At 72.8% G+C, this 20,536-nt stretch carries 20 protein-coding genes; 14 read left to right on the top strand and 6 right to left on the bottom strand.

Going from position 1 to position 20,536, the window contains the following annotated elements; translation table 11 throughout:
* Nucleotides 1-26: 26 nt before the first annotated feature.
* From ACFY8O_RS09890 to ACFY8O_RS09865, 6 genes are all read left to right on the top strand, one after another.
* Nucleotides 27-980, top strand: coding sequence for a DUF1177 domain-containing protein (locus tag ACFY8O_RS09890; RefSeq protein ID WP_387900417.1), 954 nt, complete (start codon nt 27-29; stop codon nt 978-980).
* Nucleotides 980-2,371, top strand: a complete 1,392-nt coding sequence (locus ACFY8O_RS09885; RefSeq protein WP_387900415.1) for a cytosine permease — start codon at nt 980-982, stop codon at nt 2,369-2,371. Before ACFY8O_RS09890 ends, ACFY8O_RS09885 begins: the two co-directional genes overlap by 1 nt.
* Nucleotides 2,368-3,675 carry a M20/M25/M40 family metallo-hydrolase gene (locus tag ACFY8O_RS09880; protein ID WP_387900413.1) on the top strand — a complete coding sequence of 436 codons (1,308 nt, stop codon included), beginning with the start codon at nt 2,368-2,370 and terminating at the stop codon, nt 3,673-3,675. The genes ACFY8O_RS09885 and ACFY8O_RS09880 overlap by 4 nt, the downstream gene beginning before the upstream one ends.
* Nucleotides 3,676-3,767: 92 nt before the next feature.
* Entirely contained in the window at nt 3,768-4,466 is a 699-nt protein-coding gene (locus ACFY8O_RS09875) for a class I SAM-dependent methyltransferase (protein WP_387900411.1), read from the top strand.
* A 22-nt stretch (nt 4,467-4,488) separates the two neighbouring features.
* The gene (locus ACFY8O_RS09870) at nt 4,489-5,418 is read left to right on the top strand and encodes an N-acetylmuramoyl-L-alanine amidase (RefSeq protein WP_387900410.1); all 930 of its coding nucleotides are present in this window, start codon (nt 4,489-4,491) and stop codon (nt 5,416-5,418) included.
* Between the two features lie 185 nt (nt 5,419-5,603).
* Nucleotides 5,604-6,413, top strand: coding sequence for a DUF5336 domain-containing protein (locus ACFY8O_RS09865; protein WP_387900408.1), 810 nt, complete (start codon nt 5,604-5,606; stop codon nt 6,411-6,413).
* Between the two features lie 64 nt (nt 6,414-6,477).
* On the opposite strand, the gene ACFY8O_RS09860 is transcribed toward ACFY8O_RS09865, so the two are convergent.
* A complete protein-coding gene (locus ACFY8O_RS09860; protein ID WP_387900406.1) occupies nt 6,478-7,257 on the bottom strand; it encodes a maleylpyruvate isomerase family mycothiol-dependent enzyme in 780 nt (259 codons plus the stop codon).
* Nucleotides 7,258-7,501: 244 nt separating this feature from the next.
* Here ACFY8O_RS09860 and ACFY8O_RS09855 point away from each other — a divergent pair, with 244 nt between their 5' ends.
* Nucleotides 7,502-7,795 carry a hypothetical protein gene (locus ACFY8O_RS09855; RefSeq protein ID WP_145801792.1) on the top strand — a complete coding sequence of 98 codons (294 nt, stop codon included), beginning with the start codon at nt 7,502-7,504 and terminating at the stop codon, nt 7,793-7,795.
* On the opposite strand, the gene ACFY8O_RS09850 is transcribed toward ACFY8O_RS09855, so the two are convergent.
* From ACFY8O_RS09850 to ACFY8O_RS09840, 3 genes are read right to left on the bottom strand one after another with little or no spacing between them, the layout of a single operon-like run.
* Nucleotides 7,792-8,865 carry a prenyltransferase gene (locus ACFY8O_RS09850; protein WP_145801791.1) on the bottom strand — a complete coding sequence of 358 codons (1,074 nt, stop codon included), beginning with the start codon at nt 8,863-8,865 and terminating at the stop codon, nt 7,792-7,794. The two genes, ACFY8O_RS09855 and ACFY8O_RS09850, sit on opposite strands and share 4 nt — an antisense overlap.
* Complete coding sequence (locus ACFY8O_RS09845; RefSeq protein WP_014156527.1) at nt 8,862-9,593, bottom strand: class I SAM-dependent methyltransferase; 732 nt, start codon at nt 9,591-9,593, stop codon at nt 8,862-8,864. The genes ACFY8O_RS09850 and ACFY8O_RS09845 overlap by 4 nt, the downstream gene beginning before the upstream one ends.
* 52 nt (nt 9,594-9,645) lie before the next feature.
* On the bottom strand, nt 9,646-10,959 hold the full coding sequence (locus ACFY8O_RS09840; RefSeq protein WP_387900403.1) for a glycosyltransferase family 4 protein: 1,314 nt from the start codon (nt 10,957-10,959) through the stop codon (nt 9,646-9,648).
* A 233-nt stretch (nt 10,960-11,192) separates the two neighbouring features.
* Between ACFY8O_RS09840 and ACFY8O_RS09835 the strand changes: the two genes are divergently transcribed.
* From ACFY8O_RS09835 to ACFY8O_RS09805, 7 genes are all read left to right on the top strand, one after another.
* Nucleotides 11,193-11,798: a TetR family transcriptional regulator gene (locus ACFY8O_RS09835; RefSeq protein ID WP_387900401.1), complete on the top strand. Its 606-nt coding sequence runs from the start codon at nt 11,193-11,195 to the stop codon at nt 11,796-11,798.
* 128 nt (nt 11,799-11,926) lie between these two features.
* Nucleotides 11,927-13,162, top strand: coding sequence for a substrate-binding domain-containing protein (locus tag ACFY8O_RS09830; RefSeq protein WP_387900399.1), 1,236 nt, complete (start codon nt 11,927-11,929; stop codon nt 13,160-13,162).
* A gap of 3 nt (nt 13,163-13,165) precedes the next feature.
* Entirely contained in the window at nt 13,166-13,957 is a 792-nt protein-coding gene (locus ACFY8O_RS09825; RefSeq protein ID WP_387900397.1) for an ABC transporter ATP-binding protein, read from the top strand.
* Nucleotides 13,954-14,697 carry an ABC transporter ATP-binding protein gene (locus ACFY8O_RS09820; protein ID WP_387900395.1) on the top strand — a complete coding sequence of 248 codons (744 nt, stop codon included), beginning with the start codon at nt 13,954-13,956 and terminating at the stop codon, nt 14,695-14,697. The genes ACFY8O_RS09825 and ACFY8O_RS09820 overlap by 4 nt, the downstream gene beginning before the upstream one ends.
* Entirely contained in the window at nt 14,697-15,584 is an 888-nt protein-coding gene (locus ACFY8O_RS09815; RefSeq protein WP_145801784.1) for a branched-chain amino acid ABC transporter permease, read from the top strand. Before ACFY8O_RS09820 ends, ACFY8O_RS09815 begins: the two co-directional genes overlap by 1 nt.
* A complete protein-coding gene (locus ACFY8O_RS09810) occupies nt 15,581-16,675 on the top strand; it encodes a branched-chain amino acid ABC transporter permease (protein ID WP_387900393.1) in 1,095 nt (364 codons plus the stop codon). Before ACFY8O_RS09815 ends, ACFY8O_RS09810 begins: the two co-directional genes overlap by 4 nt.
* The gene (locus ACFY8O_RS09805) at nt 16,672-17,595 is read left to right on the top strand and encodes an alpha/beta fold hydrolase (RefSeq protein WP_387900391.1); all 924 of its coding nucleotides are present in this window, start codon (nt 16,672-16,674) and stop codon (nt 17,593-17,595) included. Before ACFY8O_RS09810 ends, ACFY8O_RS09805 begins: the two co-directional genes overlap by 4 nt.
* Nucleotides 17,596-17,630: 35 nt before the next feature.
* Here ACFY8O_RS09805 and ACFY8O_RS09800 read toward each other — a convergent pair whose 3' ends face one another.
* Together ACFY8O_RS09800 and ACFY8O_RS09795 are read right to left on the bottom strand one after the other, a co-directional pair.
* Complete coding sequence (locus ACFY8O_RS09800; RefSeq protein ID WP_387900389.1) at nt 17,631-19,607, bottom strand: helix-turn-helix domain-containing protein; 1,977 nt, start codon at nt 19,605-19,607, stop codon at nt 17,631-17,633.
* Nucleotides 19,608-19,649: 42 nt separating this feature from the next.
* Nucleotides 19,650-20,435 carry a 3-hydroxybutyrate dehydrogenase gene (locus ACFY8O_RS09795; RefSeq protein ID WP_145801779.1) on the bottom strand — a complete coding sequence of 262 codons (786 nt, stop codon included), beginning with the start codon at nt 20,433-20,435 and terminating at the stop codon, nt 19,650-19,652.
* Nucleotides 20,436-20,536 lie beyond the last annotated feature (101 nt).

Genomic DNA, 20,536 nt, shown 5'->3' with positions numbered 1-20,536 from the left:
TGTCCCGCACCGGAGAAAGGCCCCCCATGCTGAAGTACGTACTGGACATCGTCGAGCTGCTGGACGACCCGCAGGTCAGTGGCGAGGCGGTCGTCGGGCACCTCGACGCCGTCGCCGGGGCCGAGGGCTCGTCCGCGCAGGTCACGACGGTCACCGGGGACCGGGGGACGACGGACTTCGTCGTCGTCCGCATCCCCGGCACCCGGGGGCGCACCTCGGGCGGCAGCGCCCGGACACTCGGCGTGGTCGGCCGTCTGGGGGGCGTCGGGGCGCGGCCGGAGGTGACCGGGCTCGTGTCCGACGCCGACGGCGCGGTCTCGGCGCTCGCCACCGCCGCCAAGCTGCTGGACATGCGCCGCAGGGGCGACACGCTGCCCGGTGACGTGATCGTCGCGACGCACATCTGCCCGAGCGCCCCGACCGAGCCGCACGACCCGGTGCCCTTCATGGGGTCCCCGGTGGACATCGCGACGATGAACCGGCACGAGGTCACCGGCGAGATGGAGGCCGTGCTCTCCATCGACACCACCAAGGGCAACCGGATCATCAACCACAAGGGCCTGGCCCTCTCGCCCACCGTCAAGGAGGGCTGGGTGCTCCGGGTGTCCGAACAGCTCGGCGAGCTGCTCGCGGTGGTGACCGGTGAGCCGTTGGTCACGTACCCGGTGACCACGCAGGACATCACGCCGTACGGTAACGGTGCACACCACATCAATTCGATCCTCCAGCCCTCCACCGCGACCGCCGCTCCGGTCGTCGGTCTCGCGGTCACCTCGGCCGCCGCGGTGCCGGGCTGCCAGACGGGCGCGAGCCACGAGAGCGACATCGCCTCCGCCGCCCGGTACGCCGTCGAGGTCGCCAAGGCCTTCGGCGCCGGAACCCTGGACTTCCACGACGCGGTGGAGTTCGACAACCTCGTCAACCGCTACGGGTCGCTGGCTCACCTGCAGACCTTCGGCCGCACACCCCAGGAGTCCTGATGGCATCCGAGAGCCGGGCCGCCTCGACGGCCCCCGAGACCAAGAGCATCGGCAGCGACGACTACTCGCTCTCACGGGTGCCGCGCGACAAGCGTTTCGGTTTCTGGTCGATGCTCCTGCAGTGGCTGGCCCAGTCCGGGTCGATCTCCCAGTTCACGCTGGGCGCCACCATCGGCGTGGGGATGACCTTCGGGGACGCGTTCCTCGCCTTCACGCTCGGCGCGGTGATCCTGGAGATCGTGATCTTCGCGATCGGCCTGGCGGGGATGCGCGAGGGCCTCGCGACCCCGATGCTGACGCGCTGGGTGGGCTTCGGCCGCAACGGCTCGGCCCTGGTCAGCTTCGTCATCGCGGTCAGCCTGGTCGGCTGGTTCGGCGTCCAGAACACGATCTTCGGCAACAGCGTCTCGGCGCTGGTGGGCGGACCGTCGTGGATGTGGTGCGTCGCCGCGGGAGTCGCGATCACCGCCCTGGTGATCTTCGGCTTCCGCTGGATGGCGCTGTTCGCGAAGATCGTCACCCCGCTCTTCTTCGGGATGGTCGCCTGGTCGGTGATCACCACGCTGAACGACCACTCGCTCGGCGACCTGATCAGCTCGCCCCCGCCCGGTGAGGCGATCCCGCTGGCGGTGGCCGCCACCGCGATCGCGGGCGGCTACATGACGGGCGCGATCGTCTCCCCGGAGATGACCCGCTACAACAGGAAGGGCTCGCACGTCTTCGTGCAGAGCGCCTCCTCGATGATCCTCTCCGAGTACATCGTCGGCATGGTCGGCGTGCTCCTCGGGCACCTGGTGAAGTCCAGCGAGGTCTCGCACATCGTGCTCTCCACCTCGGGCGCGTTCGGCGTGATCGTGGTCCTGATGTCCACCGCCAAGATCAACGACTGGAACCTGTACGGCTCCTCGCTCGGCGTCGTCAACTTCTTCCAGGTCGTCTTCGGCAGGCGTCTGCACCGCGGCGTGGTCACCGTCGCCCTCGGCGTCGCCGGCACGCTCCTCTCCGCGGTCGGGATCATGACCCACTTCACGGAGTTCCTCTCGCTGCTGGGCGTGATGATCCCTCCGATCGGCGGCATCGTCGTCGCGGAGTACTGGGTCGTGAAGCGGATGCGGCGGCCCCTGGACGAGACCCGCGAGGCCGAGACCCTGCCCGCGACCTCTCCCACCTGGGTGCCGATGTCGCTGGCCATCTGGCTGGTGGCGTTCTGTGTCGGCAAGTTCTACGACGGCGGCATCCCGGCCCTCAACTCGCTGGCCACCGCCTTCCTGCTGTACTGCGCGCTCGGCCTGCTGGGCTGGATCAGGCCGTACGGCACCTCCACCCTGGACGACGACGCGCACACCCCCGCCACCGCCGCCCGCGTCACCACCCCGGCAGGAGCAGCATGAGCATGGTCCCCGCCTCCGGACAGGCCCAGGAGGAGGTCGTCGGCCTCTGCGCCGAGCTGATCCGCTTCGACACCTCCAACCCCACCGCTGACGAACGGGCCGCGGCGGACTGGGTGGTCGCCCGGCTCGCCGAGGTCGGCATCGACTCCGTGCTGGTCGAGTCGGCGCCCGGCCGGGCCAACGTCGTCGCGCGCATCGAGGGCGCCGACCCGTCCCGGGGCGCCCTGCTGGTCCACGGCCACCTCGACGTCGTACCCGCCGACCCCTCCGAGTGGCAGGTGCCGCCGTTCTCCGGGGAGATCCGGGACGGTTACCTCTGGGGGCGCGGTGCGATCGACATGAAGGACACGGTCGCGGTCATGCTGGCCACCGCCCGGCACTTCGCCCGGACCGGCACACGGCCGGCCCGCGACCTGGTCCTCGCCTTCCTCGCCGACGAGGAGGCGGGAGGGAGGTTCGGCGCGCACTGGCTGGTCGAGCACCGCCCCGAGCTCTTCGCCGGGGCCACCGAGGCGATCGGCGAAGGGGGCGGCTTCTCCTTCGCGATCGACGGCACCCGGCGGCTCTACCCGATCGAGAACGCCCAGCGCGGTATGGCCTGGATGGAGCTCACCGCCACCGGCAGGGCGGGCCACGGCTCGTCCCCCAACGACGAGAACGCGGTCACCGACCTCGCCGAGTCCCTCACCCGCATCGGCCGCGAGACGTTCCCGATCCGGCTGATCGAACCGGTCCGCGCCCTGCTGGAGGAGGCCGCGCGCCTCTACGGCGTCGCGTTCGACGAGGACGACATCGAGGGCACGCTGTCCCGGCTGGGACCGGTCGCCGACTTCATGCAGGTGGTGCTGCGCAACTCCGCCAACCCCACGATGTTCACGGCGGGTTACCAGACCAACGTGATCCCGGGGAAGGCCACCGCCCGGGTCGACGGCCGCTTCCTGCCCGGCCACGAGCAGGAGCTGATCGACACGATCGACCGGCTGCTGCTCCCCTCCGTCAGCCGGGAGTGGGTCAACCACGACATCGCGCTGGAGACGACGTTCGACGGCCCCCTGGTCGACGCGATGTGCGACGCGGTCCGCGCGGAGGACCCGGACGGCCACCCCGTCCCGTACTGCAACCCCGGCGGCACGGATGCCAAGGCCTTCACCCACCTGGGCATCCGCTGCTTCGGCTTCAAGGGGCTGAAGCTCCCGCACGACCTGGACTACGGCCGGCTCTTCCACGGCGTGGACGAGCGCGTCCCGCTGGAGGGCCTGCGCTTCGGCGTACGCGTCATGACGCGGCTCTGGCAGAGCTGCTGACCTGACCCGGCAGTGCCGCCAGGGGCCCACCCGGCCGGGCCCACCCCACCCGTACGCCCCCGCCGCTCCCCGCGGCGGGGGCGTACGGCACGATGGGACGCCGTCCGAACCACCGCCCCACCAGGAGGAACCCCGTGGCCGCCGAGTCCGCCGCCCGTCCCGAGCCGGAGGTCGTCGCCGCCTTCGAGGCCGCCAAGGGCTTCATGCCGGTCCACGAAGGGCTCACCCTGTACGCCGCCGCCGTGGAAGCCGCCGCGCTCGGGCTCCCGCTGCTGGAGGTCGGCACGTACTGCGGGCGGTCGGCGATCCTGCTGGCGGACGCCGCCCGCGCGGCCGGGGTGACGGCGCTGACCGTCGACCACCACCGGGGCAGCGAGGAACAGCAGCCGGGCTGGGAGTACCACGACCCCTCGGTGGTGGACCCGGAGATCGGCCTGATGGACACGCTGCCGACCTTCCGGCGCACCCTCCACCGGGCGGGGCTGGAGGAGCACGTGGTGGCGCTCGTCGGGCGGTCCCCTCAGGTGGCGGCCGTGTGGGCCGGTTCGCTCGGCCTGGTCTTCATCGACGGCGGGCACACCGACGAGCACGCGAACGGCGACTACGAGGGCTGGGCCCCGAAGGTCGCCGACGGCGGGCTGCTCGTGATCCACGACGTGTTCCCCGACCCGGCCGACGGCGGCCAGGCTCCGTACCGCGTCTACCGACGCGCCCTGGAATCGGGGGCGTTCACCGAGATCTCGGTGACGGACTCGCTGCGCGTGCTGCGACGTACGGGGCCGGGGATCTGAGGGGCACGGATAGCATCGCGGCGTGCGCTACGACGACTTCGTTCCCCCCACCTCGCGCACGGGCCGCCGGCCCGTGCTCGCCGCAGTGGCGCTGGCCGGCGTCTGCCTGACCGTCGCGGGGTGCGGCGGCGGGCCGCTCCCCGGTGACCCCAAGGGCGGTACCTCCCGGCCGCCGGCGCCCGCCTCCCCCGGGACCCCCTCCCCCCGGCCTTCGTCGCCCGGGACCACCGGCCCGTCCGCCGCGTCCACCTCCGCACGGCCGGAGCCCGCGGCGCGCGGGCCGCTCACGGGCCGCACGGTGGTGATCGACCCGGGGCACAACCCGGGCAACCGCGAGCACACGCGGGAGATCAACCGCCAGGTCGCCATCGGCAACGGGCGCAAGGAGTGCGACACCACCGGCACCGCGACGGACGCCGGTTACGCGGAGGCCCTGTTCACCCTCGACGTCTCCCGTCGCCTGCGCACCCTCCTGGAGGAGAAGGGCGCGAGGGTCGTCCTCACCCAGGACGACGACCGCCCCTTCGGCCCGTGCGTGGACGAGCGGGCCCGGATCGGCAACGCGGCGGGGGCCGACGCGGTCGTCTCGGTCCACGCGGACGGATCCGCAACCGGGAACCGGGGTTTCCACGTCATCCTTCCCGCAGCGGTGAGCGAAGGCGGCGCCGACACCACGAAGATCGTCGCGCCTTCACGGGAACTGGGGGAACGGATCGCGGGGAATTTCGTACGCGTCACCGGAAGCGCGCCTTCCAATTACATCGGCGGGGGCACCGGGCTCGACACCCGCGACGATCTCGGCGGACTGAATCTGTCGACCGTGCCCAAAGTGTTCATCGAATGCGGCAATATGCGTGATCCGCGGGACGCCGCTCTGCTCACCGCTGCGAGCTGGCGCCAGAAAGCCGCTCTCGGTATCGCGGACGGCATCGGCAGCTACCTGAAGAGGTAGTCCTGCGGTGACAGTGGCGACATTGGGGGGACAGTGAGTCCGAGGTCCGGGCGGCACCACAACCCGCCCGGGCAGACGATAGATTCATCCGTACGATGGGGAGCCGTCCCGAGCTTCGCGCCGTACCCGCCGTTCAGGCGGCAGCGACGACCGCCCCGACGAGACGACCGACTAAGGACCTTCACGTGAATATCCGCTCCCTCACTCGAGGCGACGGCGTGGTGATCGGAGCAGCGGTCGTGCTGTTCATCGCCTCTTTCCTCGACCTCTCCGGCTACGACTGCCCCTCGGGCGTGGACTGCTCCAGCTACAGCGCGAACGCCTGGGACTCACTGTCCGTCCTGATGAGCATCTATCTGGCCGGCATCATCGGTGCCGCGCTGCTGATCGTGAGCCGCGCCGTGCCGGGCCGCAAGGTCCTCGGTTTCGAACTCGGCCAGTTCGGCGCCGCGTTCACCGTGTTCTCCCTGTGGGCCATGTTCTGGACGATCATCGACGCGGGTGACGCGGGCGCCGGTCTCATCCTCGGCCTGCTGGCCACCATCGCGCTGGCCGGCGGTGCGGTGGCCACCCCGCTGGTGCCCGCCCTCAAGGCCCCGCTCGTGGGCGCGCCGCGCCCCGCGCAGGGTGTACAGGCCGCCTACGGCCAGCAGCCCGGCCAGGGTTACGGCTACCCGGGCGCCCAGCAGACCTTCGGCGCCCAGCCGGGCCAGCCCCAGCCGTACGGCGCGCAGCCGGGCACGCCGGAGCCGCAGCAGGCGCAGCAGGCCTCCCAGGGCGGCGGCGCACCGGCGGGCGACTTCACGCCGTTCTGGTTCGCGGTACCGGTGGCCCGTCCGCTGTACGGCGAGGACGGCACCCCCAACCCGATCGCCGAGCTGGCGCCCGGCACGTGGTATCTCGCGGTCGAGCAGCGCGGCTCCGCCCTCGTCGCCCAGACGCAGGACGGCCGCCGCGGTGTGCTGCAGGACACCACGGGCATCCAGCGCGGCTGACCCCTCGCACACGAACGGCCCCCGCCCGCATGGGCGGGGGCCGTCGGCGTGTCCTGCCCGAGCGTCAGCCGAAGGACGACCGCTCCAGCCAGAAGTCGAGCAGTGCCCGGTCGCCCAGGACCTCCAGGCCGCCCTCGTCCGGCTTCTGCCTGCGGTTGAAGGCCAGCATCAGTTCGGTCAGCGGGCCCCGGAGCGCCACGGTCGCCTTCGCGTGGTCACGGCGCCAGGTGAAGCCGTCCTCACCGAACTCGATCAGCCACTCGGCATCCGGCACGTCCGTGGCGTGCAGGTGCAAGGACCGCCCGCCGCCGCGCAGTTCGGCCGCTTCCGGGTCTCCCTCGGCCTGCGCGAAGGCGACGATCCGCAGCCACTCCGTGATGGTGTCCGCTGCCAGGTCGGGCGCCACCGCGTAGGCCGCCCCCGTGGCGAGGGCGGCGTCCGCCCGGTGGACCGCCGTCTCATGGGCCATGCGCCGGGCCCAGAAGGCCGTGCGGTGGTCCCATGCCCAGGTCCAGACGGGGGTGTCGGGACCGGCCTCGCGCAGCGCGTCCACCGTCTCGGCGGCGCCCTCCACCAGCCAGGCCCGCAACGCGCCCGCGTCGCCCCCCTCCGGCCCCGCGGCGCCCCGCACCCCGTCCTCGGGGACGTCCTCGGTCGCCCTGCGGCGGACGATCTCGCCGGCCCAGCGGTGTGCGCCGCCGACGTGGACGACGAGCTCGCGCAGACTCCAGTCGGGGCAGGTGGGCACCCGGCGGGTCAGGTCCGCGTCCGTGACGAGGTCCGCCAACAGGGCGGTCTGGGCGAGTATTTCGTCGCAGTAGCGGGTGTGTCCGAGGAGAGTCATCCCGGCACCCTACGCGGCCCGCACAGCGCCCCTCGTCCCGTGTACCCGCCGAGCCGGCAGCGGGAGGTGCCCTGTCCGTCGCCTCGGCGCCGGCGCCCCTCCCGCCTCCCCGGCCCCGGCGACGGGCTTCACGGTGAGTGACGAGCGACGGAACCCGTGGTCGGGCTCACCCGGGCGGGGCCCGGCCGCCACCCGGCGCGATCCGCGGGGGTTTCACTCACGGTAAAGCGGCAATCCGGAGAGCATGTCTCCCAGAACAGGCACAGGAAGCAGTACCGCCGCACGCGTCATAGCCGTCGTCGCGGACATCATGGCATTCATCATCATTCTGTGGATCCTGATGTACCTGCTCGACGCCAACCGGGGTAACGACCTGGTCCAATGGGTCCAGGACTCCGCCCACTGGCTGGCCGGCTGGTCGTACGACCTGTTCACCTTCGACGAGGCGTGGGCACGCGTCGTCACCGGTTACGGTCTGGCCGCCGTCGTCTATCTGTTCATCGGTCACGCGGTGGCGGGCCGGGTCCGCCGCTTCTAGCGGCAGCAGTCCGGTTCCAGCCCCGTCGGCAGCCGTTCGCCGCCGAAGACCGCGGTGGTCGCCTCGTCCCCCCCGAGCGCGGCCACCGCGAGCAGCAGGGATCCCGCCGTCCAGGTGGTGAGTTCCTCGGGCCAGACGGCCCGCTCACCCTCGAAGACGTAGCCCGTCCAGTAGAGGCCGCCCTCGGCGCGCAGGTGCTGGACGGACTGGAGGATCTCCAGGGCACGGTCCGACTCCCCCGTCACCCAGAGCGCCAGGGCGAGTTCGCAGCTCTCGCCGCCCGTCACCCACGGGTTGGGGAGCACGCAGCGCACGCCGAGCCCCGGGACCACGAAGTCGTCCCAGCCCTCCTCGATCCGCCGCGTCGCCTCGGCACCGGTGACGGCGCCGCCGAGGACCGGGTAGTACCAGTCCATCGAGTAGCGGTTCTTGTCCAGGAAGCGCTCGGGATGGCTGCGGATCGCGTGGCCGAGTGCTCCCGCGGCCAGTTCCCAGTCGGGCTGCGGCTCCTCGCGCTCCTCCGCCAGGGCCAGCGCGCAGCGCAGGGCCTGGTAGACGGAGGAACAGCCGGTCAGCAGCGCGTCGGTGACGGGGGTCCCGTCGGGCTCGCGCTTCCAGCCGATCTGGCCGCCGGGCTGCTGGAGCCGCAGCACGAACTCCACCGCCGCGTAGACCGTCGGCCACATCCGGTCGGCGAACGCGTCGTCGCCGGTGGCGAGGTAGTGGTGCCAGACGCCCACGGCCACGTAGGCGCAGAAGTTGGTCTCCCGGCCCAGGTCGGTCGGCCGGTCCGCCTCGCCGTCGTGGTAGGCGGCGTACCAGGAACCGTCCTCGTTCTGGTGGCGGGCCAGCCAGGCGTACGCCCGCGCCGCGGCCTCGTGTTCACCGGCCGCGTCCAGGGCCATCGCGGCCTCGGTGTGGTCCCACGGGTCGAGGTGGTGGCCGCGGAACCAGGGCAGCGCCCCGTCCTCGCGCTGCACGGCGAGCAGCGCGGCCACGGTCTCGGTGGCCTGTTCGGCGGTCAGGACGCCCGGCAGGACCAGGTGTTCGGTCTGCTCCGGCGTGCTCACGCCTCGGCCTTCGGCAGGTGCGGCTTGGTCGCGTACGCCACGAAGCTCTTGCCGACGACGGGATTGAGCAGCTGCTCGGCGACCCGGGTGGCCAGTGGCTTCTTCATGATGTCCCAGACCAGCAGCTTGTGGTACGCCCGCACCGGGAGCGCCTTCTCGTTGTCCACGCCGAAGGCGCACTTCAGCCACCAGTAGGGGCTGTGCAGGGCGTGCGCGTGGTGGGTGCCGTAGGGCTTGAGTCCGGCCTCACGGATCTTGCCGAGGAGTTCGTCGGCCTTGTAGATGCGGATGTGCCCGCCCTCGACCTCGTGGTACGCGTCGGAGAGCGTCCAGCAGACCTTCTCCGGCCCGTAGCGGGGCACGGTGATCGCGATCCGGCCGCCGGGCTTCAGCACGCGGACCATCTCGGCGAGCACGCCCTTGTCGTCGGGAATGTGCTCCATCACCTCGGAGATGATCACGACGTCGAACGAGGCGTCGGGGAAGGGCAGGTTGAGCGCGTCGCCTTCCATGGCGGTGGCCGTGGCGCCCGCGGGCGCCTCCCCGGCCTCCTTCATCGCGGCGAACCACTTCGCGACCTCGCGGATCTCCTCGGCGTTCTGGTCGAGGGCCACCACCTGGGCGCCGCGCCGGTAGCACTCGAAGGCGTGCCGGCCGGCGCCGCAGCCCAGATCGAGCACCCGGTCGCCTGCGGCGAGCGGGAAGCGGGTGAAGTCGACGGTCAGCACAGGGGCCTGCCTTCGAGGTCGGAGGTACGGGTTCCGGGAGCCAGGGGGGCGGTCACCTGCGGGCCGCCCGGGCGGCGATCGACTGACGGTACAGCTCGACGGTACCGAGAGCGGCCCTGGCCCAGGTGAAGTTGGCCAGGACCCGGGCGCGGCCGGCCTCACCGAGACGGGCGCGCAGTTCGCGGTCGCCGAGCAGCCGGCCGAGAGCGGCGGCCAGGGCGCCCGCGTCGCCGGGCGGGACGGCGAGGCAGGTCTCCCCGTCGGGCCCCGCGACCTCCGGGATGGCTCCGCCGGTGGTGGCCACCAGCGGGGTCCCGGTGGCCATGGCCTCGGCGGCGGGCAGCGAGAAGCCCTCGTACAGGGAGGGGACGCAGGAGACCTGGGCGCTGCGGACCAGGTCGACGAGTTCGGCGTCGCTGATGCCCTTGACGAACTCGACGGCGTCCTGGAGCCCGTAGCGTTCGATCGCCCGGGCGACCGGCCCGTCCTCGGCCCGCTTGCCGACGACCACGAGGTGCGCGGCGGGGTTCTCGGTGCGGAGCTTGGCGAGCGCCTCCACGAGGTGGACGAGGCCCTTGAGGGGCACGTCGGCGCTGGAGGTGGTGACGATCCGGCCGGGCACCTCGGCGACCGACGGGTCCGGCGACCAGAGGTCGGTGTCGGCGCCGATGTGCACGACCTGGATACGGTCCGGCCGCACCCCGAGGTGCTCGGTGATCTCCGCCTGCGAGGAGCCGGAGACGGTGAGGACGGACGGCAGCCGGCGCGCGACGCGCTTCTGCATGCGGGTGAAGCCGTACCACCGGCGCACGGAGAGGCGGCGGCGCAGCGATCCTGCGGCGTCCAGGTCCAGTCGGCGGTCGACGGTGATCGGGTGGTGGATCGTGGTGACCAGGGGCGCGCCGAGGTCACCGAGCAGGCCGTAGCCGAGCGTCTGGTTGTCGTGCACCACGTCGAAGTCGCCGCGCCTGGACAGGAGATGACGCCTGGCCCGCAAGCTGAAGGTGAGGGGCTCGGGGAATCCGCCGGTCCACATGGTGGCGACCTCGGCGAGGTCGATCCAGTCGCGGTACTCGCCGCGCCCGGGGGTGCGGAACGGGTCGGGCTGGCGGTAGAGGTCCAGGCTCGGCAGCTCGGTGAGCGGGACACCCTCGTCGAGCACGGGGTAGGGCTGTGAGCCGATCACCTCGACGCTGTGGCCCAGCCGGGCCAGCTCGCGGCCGAGGTGGCGCACGTAGACGCCCTGGCCACCGCAGAAGGGGTTGCCCTTGTAGGTCAGGAGCGCGATGCGCAACGGCCGGTCACCGTCGGTGCCCGACGCGCTGCCGCCCTCGAAGGGGCCCGTCTCTATGGCCTCAGCGGTCACACTCGGCCCCCTTCGTCACTGCGTTTTCGCCGGAGCGTAACCGGTCGCGCTAATCTAGAACAAGTTTCAGACTCGTTCGTTCAACCCGCACCGAATCTACCGGCAGGTAGCGTCGGCATGACGGCCGGATCAGGTGATTCGCGCCACGGCGGGCGCCCTGGCAGGGTGTGCGCGCCCGGCGCCGGCCGCCCGGCCGGACGGGGAACCGGTTCTCCCTTCTTGGATGGGGACAGATGACAGCGGAAGCCAGGCCGGCAGCGCCGCCCCTGACGGAACGCCAGGAGGCCCGCCGCCGCAGCATTCTGCAGGCCGGCGTCCAGCTCGCCGGGCGGGGCGGCTTCGAGGCGGTGCAGATGCGCGAGGTGGCGGACGCCGCCGGCGTCGCCCTGGGCACGCTGTACCGCTACTTCCCCTCGAAGATCCACCTGCTGGTCGCGGTCATGCAGGACCAGCTCCAGCAGCTGCACATCACGCTGCGCAGGCAGCCGCCCGCCGGGGACGACGCCGCCCAGCGGGTCGCCGAGACCCTGATGCGGGCCTTCCGGGCGCTCCAGCGCGATCCCCATCTGGCGGACGCCATGGTGCGGGCGCTGACCTTCGCGGACCGTGGGGTGAGCGCCGAGGTGGACGCCGTGTCCCGGCTGACGACGGCGATCGTCCTGGACGCGATGAGGGTGGAGAAGCCCACGCAGGAACAGCTGTCCGTGGTCCGCGTCATCGGGCACACCTGGCACTCCGCGCTGATCACCTGGCTCTCGGGGCGGGAGTCGATCGCTCAGGTGAAGCGGGACATCGAGACGGTGTGCGGGCTGATCGACCTCCCGGCGGACACGCGCTGAGACGCAGCCATGTGCGGTGCCCACACGGGCACCCGCCGAGGTGAGGTGCCCTGCACCATGTCGAGGGCGCCACGGTGTTCGTACGGTTCGGCGCACATCACCCGAACCACGCCGAGGAGCCGGTCACCATGCGTCGCAGAGCCGTTGGCACCGTCCACAGAAGAACCCTGACCACGGTGGCGCTCGGCGCCGCCGGTCTCCTGCTGGCCGGCTGCACCGCCGCCGGGCAGGCGGGCAGCGGCTCCGGGTCCGGCAAGGGCGAGGACGAGGCGGTCAAGGTGGGTCTCGTCTACTCCCGTACGGGACTGCTCGCCGCGTACGGCAAGCAGTACCGCGACGGCTTCATGGCGGGCCTGGACTACGCGACCAAGGGGACCGGCAAGGCGGGCGGCCACCGCATCGAGGTCACCGAGCAGGACGACGCGGGTGACCCCGGCAAGGCGGTCTCCGCCGCGAAGAACCTGATCGGCAAGGGCTACAAGGTGCTGGCCGGCACCACCGACTCCGGGGTCGCCCTCCAGATGGCCCCGCTGGCTGCCCAGAACAAGGTGCTGTACGTCAACGGCCCGGCCGCCACGGACGCGGTGACCGGGGTCAACTCGTACACCTTCCGGTCCGGCCGGCAGTCGTACCAGGACATCCTCACCGCGGGCACCATGCTCGGGGACGCCGAGGGCAAGAAGGTGACCGTCCTGGCGCAGGACTCCACCTTCGGCCAGGCCAACGTCGCCGCCGTCAAGGCGGTCCTGGGCGCCAAGGGGGCGAAGGTCGGCTCCGTGCTGGCCCCGCCCAGCGCCACGGACCTGACCCCCTTCGCCCGGCAGGTGAAGGCGGGCGGCCCCGACCTGGTCTTCGTCGCCTGGGCCGGCGCGACCGCCCCCGCCCTGTGGACCGCGCTGGACCAGCAGGGAGTGCTGACGGCGGCCAAGGTCGTCACGGGTCTGGCGGGAACGGCGTCGTACCCGGTCTTCGGGGCCGCCGGCGCGAAGGTCTCCTTCCTCGCGCACTACTTCCCCGGGGCGGGCGGCGGCAACGCCGTGGAGAAGGCCATGCTCGCCGGGGTCGAGAAGGCGGGCGGCACTCCCGACCTGTTCACCCCCGACGGGTTCACCGCGGCGCAGATGATCGTGCGGGCCGTCGAGGAGGGCAGCGCCACGGACACCGCCGCCATGGTGAAGGCGCTGGAGGGCTGGAGCTTCGACGGGGTGAAGGGCCGGGAGCAGATCCGTGCCGGTGACCACGCGCTGGTGCAGCCGATGTTCGTGGCCAGGCTCGACGGGGTGGGCGCCGCCGCCGAGCCCGAGCTGGTGAGCACGCAGCCGAGCGGGACGGTGGCCCCGCCCGCGAAGCCCTCGGCGGGCTGACCGGTGACGGCATCCGGTACCGCCACGGTGCGGGACGAGGGAGCACGCGTGGCCGCGCCCGTGCTCCGGCTGGCCGGGGTGGGCTGGCGGGTCGGCGGGGCGGCCATCGTCGAGGACGTCACGGTCGATGTCCGGGAGGGCGAGTTCCTCGCCTTCATCGGGCCCAACGGGGCCGGCAAGACCTCCCTGTTCAACCTGATCAGCGGGATCGTCCGGCCCACCTCGGGCTCCCTGACGCTGGACGGCACGGATCTGACGGACCTGCCCGTGCACACGCGGGCGCGGCGCGGGATCGGCCGGACGTTCCAGACCTCCAGCCTCTGGCCGCGGATGACCGTGGCCGAGCACGTCCGGCTGGCCGCCCAGGCCCGCCAGGGCGGCTCGCACCGGCTCTGGCGGCGGGCTTCCGCGTACGCCACCGAGGTGACCGGCGTCCTGGAGCGCACCGGTCTCGGCCACCGTGCCGGGGCGAGCGCGGCCGAGCTCTCGCACGGCGAGAAGCGCAAGCTGGAACTCGCCGTGCTGCTGGTCGGCGAGCCCCGGATCATGCTGCTGGACGAGCCGATGGCCGGGGTGAGCGCCGAGGAGGTCCCGGCCCTCACCGAACTGATCCGCACCCTGCACGTCGACGAGGGCCGCACCGTCCTCATGGTCGAGCACCACATGGACGTCCTGCTGGGCCTCGCGGACCGGCTGGCCGTGATGCACCACGGCCGCCTCCTCGCCCTGGACACCCCGGGCGCGGTGACCGCCGACCCCGTCGTCCAGCAGGCCTATCTCGGGGAGGGGCTGTGACCGCCCCCGCACTGCTCGCCGTACGGGACCTGCGTGTCCTGATCGGCGGCCGGCACATCCTGCACGGCGTGGACCTCGACGTGGCACGCCACGGTGTGACCGCGCTGCTGGGCCGCAACGGCGCAGGCAAGACGACGACCGTGCGCGGGGTACTGGGACTGGTGCCGCGCGCCGGGAGCGTACGCCTCGACGGTGAGGAGGTGGTGGGCCTGCCCACGCACACCCTGGTGCGCCGGGGCATCGGTTACGCCCCCGAGGACCGGGGCGTCTTCGCGGGCCTCACCGTCGGCGAGAACCTGCGTCTGGCCGAGCGCCGCGGCGCGGACGGGCCCGCGTACGGCCTCGTCCATGAACTCTTTCCCGAACTCAAAGTGCGCGAGCGGCAGTTGGCCGGGACCCTGTCCGGTGGCCAGCAGCAGATGGTGGCCATCGGGCGCACCCTGCTCAACGGCAACCGGCTGATCATCGCCGACGAGCCCACCAAGGGCCTGGCCCCCAAGGTCGTCACCGAGGTGGCCCAGGTGCTGGAGCGCGCCGCGGAGGCGGTGCCCGTGCTGCTCGTCGAGCAGAACCTCGCCGTGGTGCGCCGGCTCGCCGAGCGCTGCGTGGTGCTCGCCGACGGACGGACGGCCCATCAGGGCGAGGCCGCCGCGCTGCTGGGCGACGCGGAGGCCACCCGCAGGCTGCTCGGCGTGGGGCGCGGCCCGCTCGCCCCTCACACCGTGGAGGCGGATTCCTGATGTCCACCCTCGTGCTGCTCACCATGACCGGACTCGGTCTGGGGGCGCTCTACTTCCTCGTCGCGTCGGGGCTCTCGCTGATCTTCGGCCTGATGGACGTGCTCAACTTCGCCCACGGGGCGCTGCTCTCCATCGGCGCGTACGGCACCTGGTGGGCGGCCTCCGGCCACCTGCCGGGCGCCGGACCCGGCGGCTGGGGCTTCGCCCTGGCGGTCCTGTTCGGTACGGCGGTGGGCACGGTGGCCGCCGTGGTGCTGGAACTGGCCGTCGTACGGCCCCTGTACACCCGGCCCCGCGAACAGGTGCTCGCCACGGTGGGGGTGGGGCTCGCCGTGCCCGCCCTGCTGTCGGGCATCTGGGGCTCGGACGCCCTGACCTTCCCGGGTCCGAAGGCCCTGTCGGGCACCTTCGGGCTGCTGGGTGCCGAGGTGCCGGTCAACCGGCTGGTGCTGGTCGCGGCGGCGGTCGCCGTCCTGGTCGCGCTCCGGCTCTTCCTCGGCCGGACCCGGCACGGCCTGGTCGTACGGGCCGGTGTCGAGGACCGGGCCATGGTGACGGCCCTGGGCATCGACGTCCGCAAGGCCTTCACCCTGGTCTTCGCGATCGGCGGTTGCGCCGCCGCGCTGGGCGGGGCGCTCGGCGGGCTCTACTTCGGCTCGGTCGACCCCCGGCAGGGCACCTCACTGCTGATCTTCGCGTTCGTCGTCGTGGTCACGGGCGGCATGGGCTCGGTGACCGGTGCCGCGGTGGCGGCCGTCGTCATCGGCCTGGTCCAGCAGTTCGCCAACTACTACACCGCAGCGGGCCTCGGCGACCTGGCCGTCGTCGTCCTGCTCGCCGCGCTGCTGCTCGTCCGGCCGCGCGGACTGACCGGGAGGCTCGCGTGAGCACCGCCACGACACCCGCACCCGTCCCCGCCGCCACGGCCACGGCGCCGGTCCGCGACCGGCCCCGGCTGCTGCGGTGGTGGCCGGCCGCCGTCCTCGTGCTCCTGATCGTCGCGCCGTACAGCGCGCTGCCGCTGCCCGGTCTGCTGGACGGACCGGTCGGCAGCCCGGGCAGCCTCCAGCTCCTGGCCACCTGCCTGCTGTTCGGCGCCCTCGCCACGGGCTACGACCTGCTGCTGGGACGTACGGGACTGCTGTCCTTCGGGCACGCCCTGTACTTCGCCGCGGGCAGCTACGCCACGAACATGTTCCTGCTGGAGGCGGGGCTGCCGTTCGCCGTCGCCGCCGTCCTCGGGCTGTGCTCCGGCACGGTCCTGGCCCTCGTGCTGGGCTCGGTGAGCCTGCGGGTCACGGGCATCGGCTTCTCGATGGTGACGCTCGCCTTCGCGCAGGCCGGCTCGATCCTCGTCTCCCGCAACCCGGGCGGTCTCACCGGAGGGGAGGAGGGCCGCGCGGCCCCGGCGGAGCTGCTGCCGTCCTGGCTGGTCGGCATCGACCACACCGCGAATCTGTACTGGATCACGCTCGCCTATCTCGTCCTCACGCTCGGCGTCGTCCACCGGGCGGTGCGCTCCCCCACCGGCCGGGTCTGGGAGGGCATCAAGGAGAACGAGCGCCGGGTGGAGGTGCTGGGCCTGAAGCCGTACGGATTCAAGCTGACGGCCTTCGTCCTCGCGGGGGCGCTGGCGGCGGCAGGCGGTCTCGTCCACCTGCTGCTGACCGGCGGCTCCACCCCTCAGACGACGACCTCGGACTTCACCCTCTCGCTGCTGGTGATGGTGGTGCTGGGCGGATCGGGCACCCGCTGGGGCCCGATGGTCGGCGGCATCCTCTACACCTGGGCCGACCACCGGCTCGGAGACCTCGCGGGGTCGGGCGCGGTCGCCGATCTGCCCGCGGTCCTGCGGGTGCCGCTCTCGCAGCCGCTGTTCCTGCTGGGGGTGCTGTTCGTGGCCGTGGTACACCTGCTGCCCGGCGGCCTGGCCCGGCTGCCGTCCCGAGTGCGCCGGACCCGTGAGGAGAAGCGATGACCCCGTACGAGGAGATACGCGTCCCCGTCGCCGGAGGGGAACTGGCCGCGCTGCGCTGGCCGGCCCGCGAGCCGGGCGCCCCGGTGGCTGTCGCCCTGCACGGCATCACCGCGAACGCGCTCTCCTGGGGCGCGGTGGCCCGCCTGCTGGACGGCCGGATCACCCTGGTCGCCCCGGACCTGCGGGGCCGGGGGGCCAGCGCCGGGCTGCCCGGCCCGTACGGCATCGCCGCGCACGCGGACGACGCGGCGGCGCTCGCCGAGGCGCTCGGCGGGGAGCGGGTGGCGCTCGCGGGCCATTCGATGGGGGCCTTCGTGGCGGCGCTCGCGGCCGTACGGCACCCCGAGCGGTTCGGGCCGCCGGTGCTCGTCGACGGGGGGTTCGGCTTCCCGGCGCCCACCCATCTGTCGGCGGACGAGCTGATCACCGCGGTGATCGGCCCGGCCATGGACCGGCTGTCGATGACCTTTCCCGACCGGGACGCCTACCGGTCGTTCTGGCGGGCCCATCCGGCGTTCGGGGGCAAGGCCTGGTCGCCCGAGGTCGACGCGTACATCCAGCGCGACCTGACGGGCGAGGAGCCGGCGATGCGCTCCGGCTGCCTGCTGGAGGCGGTCCGCACGGACGGAGTGGACCTGTTCCAGGAGGAGGTGCTCTCGGCGGTGCACGCCGTCCCGGGGCCCGCGACGCTGTTGTGGGCGCAGCGGGGCCTGATGAACGAGGAGCAGGGGCTGTACGACAAGTCCCGGCTGGCGGCGGCGGGGCAGCCCGGCACACGGGTCAGGGCGGTGCGCGTCGACGACGTCAACCACTACACGGTCCTGACGGGTGAGAAGGGTGCCGGCCAGGTCGCCGACGCGCTGCTGGCCGCGGTTCCGGCCGGGGGTGACAGGTCCCGCCGAGGGGCGGTCACCCGCTGAGGGGGGCGGTCACCCGCTGAGGGCGGCGGGAGGGTTCAGCCCTCCCGCCCCCCGGACAGCAGGTGCAGGCGCAGGGCGAGTTGCAGTTCCAGGGCGCGGTCGGGCTCGTTCCAGTCACGGCCCAGCAGCACCTGGATGCGGTCCAGGCGCTGCACGACCGTGTTCACGTGGACGTGCAGCTCGTCCTTGGCCCGGATCAGGCTGCCGCCCGCGCCGAAGTACGCCCGCAGGGTCCGCACGAGCTGGGTACCGCGCCGCTCGTCGTAGCGCAGCAGCGGTCCCAGCACGGTCGTCACGAAGCCGTCCACGTCCTTGGCGTTGCCGAGGACGACGCCCAGGAAGCCGAGTTCGTCGACGCAGGCACCCTCGCCCTCGCGCCCCAGCACCCGCATGGCGCGCAGACAGCGCGTGGCCTCCGCGTAGGCGGCGGCGAGTTCGCGGGTGCCGGACGCCGGACCCGTGCCGGCGACGGTGACGGGCGCCTGGACGAGGTGCCCGAGCTGCGCCGCCGCCGCCCGGGCAGCCGCTCCGGCGGGCGTGGCCCCCGCGTCGCATCCGATCAGCAGCACGATGGTGCCGGCGTGTTCGGCGCTCACCCCGTGGATGTCCCCGCCGAACAGGTACCGCATGGCGGCGCCGCCGAGCTTCTCCCTGGCGGCGGCCTCCGCCACCAGCAGCAGGTGCGGCCGGTCGAGGTCGATGCCGAGTCTCCGGCCTCGCTCGGCGAGCCCCGCCGGATCGCGTTCCGGGTCTCCGAGCAGGTCGCTGATCAGCTCCCCCCGTATCCGGTTCTCCGTCTCGGCGACCGTGCGGCGCAGCAGCAGGAGCAGGCCGGTGACGACGGCCGCGCGTTCGAAGAGCCGGCGGTCGGAGTCGTCGAGCCGATCCGGCCGGTGCAGGACCAGGCTGGCGAGGAGTTCCTGTCCGGCGAGCACGGCGCAGATCCACCGGCCGTCGCGGTGCACGGCGCGCCCGCCGAGCCGGGACTCGTCGGCGGTACCGGCCAGCCATCCGGCGTCCATGCTGTCGGCGGCGAAGGCGGAGCCGTCGGGCCGTACGGCCGCCAGCGGTCGCCCGCCCGGGTCGTGGATCGTCAGAGGGCTGTCGAGCAGCCCGGCGACGGACACGGCGACGTCCTTCACGTCCCCGCCGCGCAGCACCAGGTCGGTGAGCCTGTCGTGCGCCTCCTCGGCGCGTTGCATGGCGGCCGAGTGCGCGCGTACGGCGGCGTTGGCCTCGGCCAGTTCCTCGTTCGCCGCGGCGAGTTCGGCGAGGGCGCTCCGGGTGTCGTCGAGCGCGCGGGCGGTGTCGATCGCGATCGCGGCGTGCGCGGCGAGCGAGCAGAGCAGGGCGACCTCGTCGGGGCTGAAGACCCGTGCGGCGCGGTCGGCTGCGAAGAGGACACCGATGACCTTCCCCGTGCCGCCGCGGCTGGAGCCGAGCAGCAGGGGGACGCCCAGGATGGCGACGAGCCCCTCGTCCAGCACACCGGCGTTGATGTTGCGGGTGTGACGGAAGCGCTCGTCGGTGCGGTAGTCGGGGGTCGCGTACGGGCTGGCGGTCTGGGCCACCAGCCCGCCGAGCCCTTCGCCCAGTTCGAGCCTGAGCCGCTGGAACAGCACGGACACCGACCCGTCGGTCACCCGCATGTAGGTGTCCCCGGCCTCCTCGTCGGGGAGCGTGAGATACGCGGTGTCCGTGCCCAGCAGCATCCTGGCCCGCCGCACGATCGCCTTCAGCACGTCGTCCAGGTCCCGGGAGGCCGCCAGGTCGCCGGCGGTGTCGAAGAGCGCGGTCAGCTGGAGTTCCCTGCGCCGGTGCTGGCGCAGGACACCCCTGATCCGCAGTGCGGTGGCAGCCGCCCGCTCCACCTCGGCCAGTTCGGCGGCGGGCACCCCCGCCGCCCTGGCCTCCGAGGTGACGGCTCCCAGGTCCTCGGCGGGGGCGTCGTCGGCCAGCAGGTCGAGCAGGCGTGCCAGGAGGGGCGCGGCGGACGGGGACGGTTCAGACATGGGCGGCCGGCGTTTCTTCGAGGGGCGGACGGTCGGGCGGGGTCAGTGTGCGGTCCAGCCGCCGTCCATCGCTACGGAACTGCCCGTGATGTGGGCGGCGCCGGGGCCGCACAGCCACAGGACGGCCCCGGCCACGTCGCCGGGCTCGATCAGTGACTTGATCGCACTGCGCTCCAGGAACACCTGGCCGACCACGTCCTGCTCCGAGATGCCGTGGCTGCGGGCCTGGTCCGCGATCTGGTTCTCGACCAGGGGCGTGCGGACGTAGCCGGGACTGACGCAGTTGCTCGTCACCCCGTGCGGCGCCGCTTCGAGTGCGACCACTTTGCTGAGCCCTTCCAGTGCGTGCTTGGCCGAGACGTAGGCCGACTTGTAGGGGCTCGCGCGCAGCCCGTGGACGGACGAGATGTTGACCACGCGGCCCCAGCCGCGTTCGTACATGGCGGGCAGTGTGCGGCGCAAGATGCGGAACGGCGCTTCCACCATGACGCGGTGGATCAGCGCGAAGCGGTCCGGCGGGAACTCGTGCACGGGCGCCACGTGCTGGAACCCCGCGTTGTTGACCACGATGTCCGCGTCGCCGGGCAGCGAGTCGACCGCTTCGGCCACCGAGAGGTCCACCACCCAGGCCGTGCCGCCGATGCGTTCGGCCAGGCTCTTGGCCGCGTCACCCGCCTTGTCCACCACGTGCACATGGGCGCCCGCGGCGGCGAGCGCCTCGGCGCAGGCCAGTCCGATGCCGCTGGCCGCCCCGGTGACCAGGGCGGTGCGGCCGGCGAGGGCGGAGGGGGCGGGGGGATCGTGTCGAGGCGTCCTGGAAGTCTGCATGGCCGTCACCGTAAGGACGTGACCGCCCGCATCACACGGGGTCGGTGCACACACCCTGGGCCGCCCGCATGGTGGCGGCGTACATGGTGGCCGCCGGCGGT

Source organism: Streptomyces argenteolus (assembly GCF_042902585.1).
GTDB classification, from domain to species: Bacteria; Actinomycetota; Actinomycetes; order Streptomycetales; family Streptomycetaceae; genus Streptomyces; species Streptomyces argenteolus.
Note: the sequence above shows the minus strand (reverse complement) of the source record. Positions and strands in the feature narration are given on the sequence as shown.